Genomic DNA, 576 nt, shown 5'->3' with positions numbered 1-576 from the left:
TCTCTATACTAGACCTTATACCCTTATAGCTACTCTCTAAATCTTTTAAAGCTAATTCTTGTTTATCTTTAAATTCATTAGGTTTAACTATTGCTTCTAATACATTTAAATTTAAATCTAGTCCATATTCTCCTACCCTTGCACTTACTCCTGACGTGCCTACTTTAAGTCCATAATCTATATTATGATTATTTGCTTTCTCTTCTTTTAATGTAAGTCTTTCTATTTCTAGTTTAGATAAGTCTATATCACTTTTATGTACCTTCTCTTCTCTCTTATCTACAAACTCTAACTCTCCATTACCTCCTGTAGGTGTGCCTGTAAAAGCTATAGAAACATCAAAGCCTAGTCCTACTTTGTTTCTAGTCTTTTCATCTTTTACTTCTTCTACATTTAGATTCTTAATACTTCCTTCTATAGTACTATCTTTTGTCTTTAAGCCTCTTATACTTACATTTTCTACTTCATTATATACTTCTTTTGTGTTTTCTAATATATTTAAAGCATTTTCTTTTTCTTCTATTACATCATAACTTCCCTTAACTCCTACAGTTATACTTCCAGGTGATACCTTCA

General features: G+C 29.9%; 1 protein-coding gene. It reads right to left on the bottom strand.

The window, feature by feature from the left end; translation table 11 throughout:
• A partial coding sequence (locus AYC60_RS09185) for a hypothetical protein (protein WP_197417011.1) occupies positions 1 to 576 on the bottom strand: 576 nt, incomplete at both ends.

Source organism: Streptobacillus felis, assembly GCF_001559775.1.
Lineage (GTDB): Bacteria > Fusobacteriota > Fusobacteriia > Fusobacteriales > Leptotrichiaceae > Streptobacillus > Streptobacillus felis.
Note: the sequence above shows the minus strand (reverse complement) of the source record. Positions and strands in the feature narration are given on the sequence as shown.